This is a genomic window from Mesocryomonas lacus (assembly GCF_055730105.2).
In genome coordinates this window covers 19,772-27,632 of record NZ_JBUZWF020000013.1, presented here as the reverse complement: position 1 = coordinate 27,632, position 7,861 = coordinate 19,772, and the positions used below count along the sequence as shown (strand labels likewise).

Sequence of the window (7,861 nt, the reverse complement as noted above, 5' to 3'; positions counted from 1 at the left end):
CGCCATTTTGGCACTCCATTGTCTTTAGTCGGACTGCGAACAGTCCAGTTCAAGGATCGCTTCGCGGTGGCGCGTTAAGCGAATTTCTTCTGGATTTCTTCTGCGACCTGGTTCGGAACCTGCTCGTAGTGATCGAAGGACATGGTGTACTGCGCCCTGCCCTGGGACATCGACCGCAGCGTGTTCACGTAGCCGAACATGTTGGCCAGCGGAACCATCGCGTTGATCACCGTGGCAATGCCGCGGGTCTCGGTACCCTGGATCTGACCACGACGCGAGTTCAGATCGCCGATGACGTCACCGACGTAATCCTCGGGGGTCACGACCTCGACCTTCATTACTGGCTCGAGCAGCTTTGCGGCTGCCTTGGCGATGGCTTCACGGAAGCCAGCGCGCGAGGCGATTTCGAAGGCGAGAACCGAGGAGTCTACGTCGTGGTAAGCACCGTCGAGGAGCTCGGCCTTGATGTCGACCATCGGGAAGCCGGCGAGCGGGCCCGAGGTCATCACCGAAGCGATACCCTTCTGGACGCCCGGCACGTATTCCTTCGGAACCGAACCACCGACAACCTTGGACTCGAACACGAAACCCGTGCCCGGCTCGCCCGGCTCGATGTGGATCTTGATGCGGGCAAACTGGCCCGTACCACCGGTCTGCTTCTTATGGGTGTAGTCGACGTCCGCACCCTTGGTGATCGTCTCGCGGTAGGCCACCTGAGGCGCACCGATGTTCGCCTCGACCTTGTACTCGCGGCGCATGCGATCGACGAGAATGTCGAGGTGCAGTTCGCCCATGCCGGCGATGATAGTCTGGCCCGACTCTTCGTCGGTCTTGACGCGGAACGAAGGATCCTCGGCAGCGAGACGGTTGAGCGCGAGGCCCATCTTCTCCTGATCGCCCTTGGTCTTCGGCTCGATCGCGATCTCGATGACCGGCTCGGGGAATTCCATGCGCTCCAGGATAACCGGCTTCAGCGGATCGCAGAGCGTGTCGCCCGTGGTGACGTCCTTGAGGCCGGCGAGAGCGACGATGTCGCCCGCGAATGCCTCTTCGATGTCTTCACGCGAGTTGGAGTGCATCTGCAGCATGCGGCCGAGACGCTCCTTCTTGTCCTTGACCGTGTTCTGCAGCGCAGTTCCCTTGGAAACCTTGCCCGAATAGATCCGGCAGAAGGTGAGCGAACCGACGAACGGGTCGTTCATGATCTTGAAGGCCAGCATCGACAGCGGCTCGTCGTCCGAAGCGCGACGCTCGATCTCGTTGTCGTTCTTCGGGTCGATGCCCTTGATCGCGGGCACGTCCAGCGGTGACGGCAGGAACTCGACGACGCCGTCAAGCAACGGCTGCACGCCCTTGTTCTTGAAGGCCGAGCCGCAGAAGATCGGCGTGAACCAGACGTCGCAGGTGCCTTTGCGGATCAGCGCACGCAGCTGCGTGTTGTCCGGCATGACGCCTTCGAGGTAGGCTTCCATCGCGGCCTCGTCGACTTCGACGGCGGTCTCGATCATCAGCTCGCGGTATTCCTTGGCCTTCTCAACCATGTCGGCCGGGATCTCGACGACGTCCCACTTGGCGCCGAGCGACTCGTCGCGCCAGATGAGAGCGTTCATCTCAATCAGGTCGATGACGCCCTTGAAGTCGTTCTCGGCACCGACCGGCAGCTGAACGACGATCGGACGCGCGCCGAGGCGGGTCTTCACCATGTCGACGCAGCGGTAGAAGTCCGCGCCGGTCTTGTCCATCTTGTTGACGAACATCATCCGCGGCACGTGGTACTTGTCGGCCTGGCGCCAGACCGTCTCGGTCTGCGGCTCTACGCCGGCATTGGCGTCGAGCAGCGCGATGGCGCCGTCGAGCACGCGCAGCGAGCGCTCGACTTCAATCGTGAAGTCGACGTGCCCGGGCGTGTCGATGATGTTGAACCGGCGCATCTTGCCGTCGCGACCTTCCCAGTAGGTGGTCGTCGCGGCGGAGGTGATGGTGATGCCCCGCTCCTGCTCCTGCTCCATCCAGTCCATGGTCGCGGCGCCGTCATGCACTTCGCCGATCTTGTGGGACTTGCCGGTGTAGAAGAGAATCCGCTCGGTGGTCGTGGTCTTGCCGGCGTCGATGTGCGCCATGATACCGAAGTTGCGGTAGTCCTCGATCTTGTATTCGCGGGCCATGGGGCTTCGCCTTTCGAATGTCTTCGGGGTTACCAGCGATAGTGCGAGAAGGCGCGGTTCGCTTCCGCCATGCGGTGCGTGTCTTCGCGCTTCTTCACCGCGGTACCACGGTTGTTGGCGGCATCCATCAGTTCGCCCGAGAGGCGATCGACCATGGTGGTCTCGTTCCGCTTGCGAGCGGCAGAGATCAGCCAGCGGATGGCCAGAGCCTGACGGCGCTCCGGACGAACGTCGACCGGGACCTGGTAGGTGGCACCACCGACGCGGCGCGACCGAACCTCGACATGCGGCGCGATGTTCTCGAGCGCTGCATGGAAGACCGACACGGCCTCCTGACGGCTCTTCTCAGTCACGACGTCAAACGCGCCATAGACAATCCGCTCGGCGATCGACTTCTTCCCGTCGTACATGACGGCATTCATGAACTTGGTGACGACGAGATCGCCGAACTTCGGGTCCGGGTTGATTTCGCGCTTTTCTGCACTGTGACGACGGGACATCTACTGGTCTCTCAATCTCTGGCGGCCGGCTAACTGACCTGAACCGTTGAGCTATTACTTAGGACGCTTGGCACCGTACTTCGAACGACGCTGCTTGCGGTCCTTGACGCCCTGCGTGTCGAGCACGCCGCGGATGATGTGGTACCGCACGCCGGGAAGATCCTTCACGCGACCGCCGCGGATCATGACCACGGAGTGCTCCTGAAGGTTATGCCCTTCGCCCGGGATGTAGCCGATGACCTCGAAGCCATTGACCAGACGGACCTTGGCGACCTTACGAAGCGCCGAGTTCGGCTTCTTCGGGGTCGTGGTGTAGACGCGAGTGCAAACGCCGCGCTTCTGCGGGTTGGCCTCGAGGGCAGGAACCGTGTTGCGGTCGACGGGGCGAACGCGCGGGTTCCGGATCAGCTGGTTGATGGTCGGCATTCCAACCTTACCTCTTCTTTCAAATACCGGTTCGTAACGATATGCCTTGCCGGCACGAAGGGCAGAACCCAACATGCACGAAACCGGGCAATGAGTTCGCTAATGCGAACTGCCCGGAACGATGCAGAGGACCCGGTAGGGGGTCATGCGGCCAGCGATTTGACGTCTCGTTGAACGAAGCCTTGTTTGAAGCGCTTTTCCCGGACGCGGCGTCCTGGGGAAGATTCGGCTTCACATCGGCTCTGTTGGCCGGTGTTTAACGATTCTACCGGGGCTCGTCAAGTCCGATCGGACCTGGGATTAACGCGGTGTCTGGATGATGAAGGAGTCGGAAGCCCCGCCGCTCGGCTTTGTTAAAACAACCGCTGCCAGCTCTCCGCGCGCGCTGGAAGACGTTGTGCCGGCGAAACCCTGCGAAGCCCGCCTTCAGCGCGAAGGCCACCCTGCCCTACTCCAGTGGTCGACGACGACGGCCCGTTAGAAACGAAAAAAGGCCGCCCGGTTTCCCGAGCGGCCTCTCTCATTTCATGGACGTCGCCGGTTACTCGGCGGCGTCGGTCAGGCTGGTCAGCATCCGGTCGGCCTTGGCCGCGCTGGCGCCGGACGCCTTGCGGCGGTCCTCGATGATCAGGTCGTCGCGCGACGTCGCGATCCGGCGAACCTGGGTCATCATGCCACCGGTGCCCGCCGGGATGAGGCGGCCGACGATGACGTTCTCCTTCAGACCCTGCAGCGTGTCGGTCTTGCCGGCAACCGCCGCCTCGGTGAGGACGCGGGTGGTTTCCTGGAACGATGCCGCCGAGATGAAGGACGGCGTCTGCAGCGAGGCCTTGGTGATGCCGAGCAGGACTGGATTGCCGGACGCGGGCCGCTTGCCCTCGCCTTCCAGCTGCTCGTTGAGCTCGGCGAGCTCGATCCGGTCGACATTGTCGCCCGGGATGTAGCCGCTGTCGCCGGACTCGATGATTTCGACCTTCTGCAGCATCTGGCGAACGATCACCTCGATGTGCTTGTCGTTGATCAACACGCCCTGCAACCGGTAGACCTCCTGGATTTCGTTGACGAGGTAGCTTGCGAGAGCCTCCACGCCGCGGATCGCCAGAATGTCGTGCGGCGCCGGGTTGCCGTCGAGGATGTAGTCGCCCTTCTCGATGACGTCGCCTTCCTGGAGGTGGAAAGGCTTGCCCTTCGGGATCAGGTACTCGACCGCCTCAACGCCGTCCTCGTGAGGCTCGATGATGATCCGGCGCTTGTTCTTGTAGTCACGGCCGAACTTCACCGTGCCGTCGATCTCCGCGATGACCGCGTTGTCCTTCGGACGACGGGCTTCGAAGAGTTCGGCGACGCGCGGCAGACCACCGGTGATGTCCTTGGTCTTGGCGCTTTCCATCGGAATACGCGACAGCACGTCACCGGCGCGAACCTTGGAGCCCGGCTCGACGGACAGAATCGCGTCCACCGAGAGGAAGTAACGGGCGTCCGTACCACGGGCGAGCTTGAGGATGGTGCCATCCTCATTGCGTACGATCATCGCCGGCTTGAGGTCCTGACCGCGCGGGCTGGCCCGCCAGTCGATGACCGCACGCTTGGTGATGCCGGTCGCCTCGTCCGCCTGCTCGGAGACGGAGACGCCTTCGACCAGATCCTCGAACTCGACGATACCGTCGGTCTCGGTGAGCACCGGACGGGTGTAGGGGTCCCACTCCGCGATGCGCTGGCCACGACGAACCTGGTCGCCGTCGTCGACGAAGACGCGGCTGCCGTAGGTGACGCGGTGCGAGGCACGCTCTTTGCCGGTCGGGTCGAGGATGAGGATCGCCATGTTGCGTCCCATCGCCACCAGACGGCCGTCCGAATTGCGGACGACGTTGCGGTTGCGGATCTGCACCGTGCCCTCATACGAGGCTTCCAGGAACGACTGATCGACCACCTGCGCCGTACCGCCCATGTGGAAAGTACGCATGGTGAGCTGGGTGCCCGGCTCGCCGATCGACTGCGCCGCGATGACGCCGACGGCCTCGCCCATGTTGACGGGCGTGCCGCGGGCAAGATCGCGCCCGTAGCAGATTGCGCAGATGCCGGTCCGGATCTCGCACGTCAGTGCCGAGCGGATCTTGACCGACTGGATCGACGCCTTCTCGATGATCTCGACGTCCGGCTCCTCGATCGTGACGCCACCCTTGACGATAACGTCGCCGGTCAGCGGGTGCACGATGTCCTCGAGCGCCGTACGGCCGAGGATCCGCTGGCCGATGGACGCGACCACCTGGCCGGCATCGACGATGGGCTGCATCGTCAGGCCGTTCACGGTGCCGCAATCGGTCTGCGTGATGATGCAATCCTGCGCCACGTCGACTAGACGCCGCGTCAGGTAGCCCGAGTTCGCCGTCTTCAACGCGGTGTCCGCGAGGCCCTTACGGGCGCCGTGGGTCGAGTTGAAGTATTCGAGAACCGTCAGGCCCTCCTTGAAGTTCGAGATGATCGGCGTCTCGATGATCTCGCCCGAAGGCTTGGTCATCAGGCCGCGCATCGCAGCGAGCTGGCGCATCTGCGTCGGCGAGCCACGCGCACCGGAGTGCGACATCATGTAGATCGAGTTCATCGGCTTCTGACGGCCGTCATCATTGAACTCGATGGCCTTGATGCGGACCATCATCTCTTCGGCGATCTTGTCCGTGCACTTGGCCCAGGCGTCGACGACCTTGTTGTACTTCTCGCCCTGGGTGATCAGGCCGTCATTGTACTGCTGCTCGAATTCCTTCGCCAGCGTCTGCGTCTCCTCGATCATCCGCGGCTTGGTCTCCGGGATGAGCATGTCGTCCTTGCCGAACGAGATGCCGGCCATGCAGGCGTGCTTGAAGCCCAGCTGCATGATGCGGTCGCAGAAGATCACCGTGTCCTTCTGACCGCAGTGACGGTAGACCTGATCGATCATCCGCGAGATGTTCTTCTTGGTCATCAGCTCGTTGCAGATGTCGAAGGGAACCATGTGGTTCTTCGGCAGCAGCTGGCCGATGAGCATGCGGCCCGGCGTCGTCTCGTAGATCTTCGAGACCGGCTTGCCTTCGGCATCGACGGTCTTGAAGCGGCCACGGATCTTCGTCGCGAGCGTCACCGTCTTGGTGAAGATCGCCTGCTCGAGCTCGCCGATGTCGGAGAAGGCCATGCCCTGGCCCGGCTCGTTCTCGTTCATGATCGAGAGGTAGTAGAGGCCCAGCACCATGTCCTGCGACGGCACGATGATCGGCTGACCGTTCGCGGGGTGCAGGATGTTGTTGGTCGACATCATCAGGACGCGGGCTTCAAGCTGCGCCTCGATCGACAGCGGCACGTGCACCGCCATCTGGTCACCGTCGAAGTCGGCATTGAAGGCCGTGCAGACCAGCGGATGCAGCTGGATCGCCTTGCCTTCGATCAGCACCGGCTCGAACGCCTGGATGCCCAGACGATGCAGCGTCGGCGCACGGTTGAGCAGCACCGGATGCTCGCGGATCACCTCGTCGAGGATATCCCAGACTTCCGGACGCTCCTTCTCGACGAGCTTCTTCGCCTGCTTCACCGTGGAGGAGAAGCCCTTGGCGTCAAGGCGCGCGTAGATGAACGGCTTGAACAGCTCGAGCGCCATCTTCTTCGGCAAGCCGCACTGGTGCAGCTTCAGCTCGGGACCGGTCACGATGACCGAACGGCCGGAATAGTCGACGCGCTTGCCGAGGAGGTTCTGGCGGAAGCGACCCTGCTTGCCCTTCAGCATGTCGGACAGCGACTTCAGCGGGCGCTTGTTGGCACCCGTGATGACGCGACCGCGACGGCCGTTGTCGAACAGCGCGTCGACCGCCTCCTGAAGCATGCGCTTCTCGTTGCGGATGATGATGCCCGGCGCGCGCAGCTCGATCAGCCGCTTCAGGCGGTTGTTGCGGTTGATCACGCGGCGGTAGAGGTCGTTCAGATCGGACGTGGCAAAGCGGCCGCCGTCCAGCGGGACGAGCGGGCGAAGGTCCGGCGGGATCACCGGCACGATGCGCATGATCATCCATTCCGGCTTGTTGCCGGACTCGATGAAGTTCTCGACAATCTTCAGCCGCTTCATCAGCTTCTTGGTCTTGAGCTCCGAGGTCGTCTCGGCAAGCTCGGACCGCAAATTGCCGGCGATCGTCTCGAGGTCCATCGTGGCGAGCAGTTCCTGGATCGCCTCGGCGCCGATGAGCGCGGTGAAGCTATCCTCGCCGTACTCGTCGACGGCGATCATGTAGTCCTCTTCCGACAGGAGCTGGTGCTCCTTCAGCGCGGTAAGGCCTGGCTCGGTGACGATGTAGTTCTCGAAGTAGAGAACCCGCTCGATGTCCTTGAGGGTCATGTCGAGCAGCGTGCCGATGCGCGACGGCAGCGACTTCAGGAACCAGATGTGGGCGACCGGGGCGGCGAGCTCGATGTGGCCCATGCGCTCGCGCCGCACGCGCGAGAGGGTGACCTCGACTCCGCACTTCTCGCAGATGATGCCCTTGTACTTCATGCGCTTGTACTTGCCGCACAGGCACTCGTAGTCCTTGATCGGACCAAAGATGCGGGCGCAGAACAGGCCGTCGCGCTCCGGCTTGAACGTCCGGTAGTTGATGGTTTCCGGCTTCTTGATCTCGCCGAACGACCAGGACAGGATCTTCTCGGGGCTGGCCAGCGAGATGCGGATCGAGTCGAAGGTCTGCGCCTGCACCTGAGGATTGAAAAGGTTCATAACCTCTTGGTTCATGGGGCTTTCTCCTAATGGGGCGGCAT

General features: G+C 62.6%; 4 protein-coding genes. All 4 read right to left on the bottom strand.

What is annotated here, in order from left to right:
• Window positions 1-74: 74 nt before the first annotated feature.
• The 4 genes from fusA to rpoC all read right to left on the bottom strand — a co-directional run bounded on the left by fusA (window position 75) and on the right by rpoC (window position 7,835).
• Window positions 75-2,165 (bottom strand): elongation factor G, encoded by a 2,091-nt coding sequence (gene fusA / locus ACZLZQ_RS24100; RefSeq protein ID WP_472933191.1) that lies wholly within the window; start codon window positions 2,163-2,165, stop codon window positions 75-77.
• A gap of 29 nt (window positions 2,166-2,194) precedes the next feature.
• Entirely contained in the window at window positions 2,195-2,665 is a 471-nt protein-coding gene (gene rpsG / locus ACZLZQ_RS24095) for a 30S ribosomal protein S7 (protein ID WP_472933190.1), read from the bottom strand.
• Between the two features lie 54 nt (window positions 2,666-2,719).
• Window positions 2,720-3,091, bottom strand: a complete 372-nt coding sequence (gene rpsL / locus ACZLZQ_RS24090; RefSeq protein WP_472933188.1) for a 30S ribosomal protein S12 — start codon at window positions 3,089-3,091, stop codon at window positions 2,720-2,722.
• A gap of 541 nt (window positions 3,092-3,632) precedes the next feature.
• Entirely contained in the window at window positions 3,633-7,835 is a 4,203-nt protein-coding gene (gene rpoC, locus ACZLZQ_RS24085; protein ID WP_472933187.1) for a DNA-directed RNA polymerase subunit beta', read from the bottom strand.
• Window positions 7,836-7,861 lie beyond the last annotated feature (26 nt).

What these genes read in the sequence shown, in the direction of transcription:
- rpsG (WP_472933190.1), bottom strand. Translation starts at nt 2,665, where the DNA reads ATGTCCCGTCGTCACAGTGCAGAAAAGCGCGAAATCAACCCGGACCCG.
- rpsL (WP_472933188.1), bottom strand. Translation starts at nt 3,091, where the DNA reads ATGCCGACCATCAACCAGCTGATCCGGAACCCGCGCGTTCGCCCCGTC.
- fusA (WP_472933191.1), bottom strand. Translation starts at nt 2,165, where the DNA reads ATGGCCCGCGAATACAAGATCGAGGACTACCGCAACTTCGGTATCATG.
- rpoC (WP_472933187.1), bottom strand. Translation starts at nt 7,835, where the DNA reads ATGAACCAAGAGGTTATGAACCTTTTCAATCCTCAGGTGCAGGCGCAG.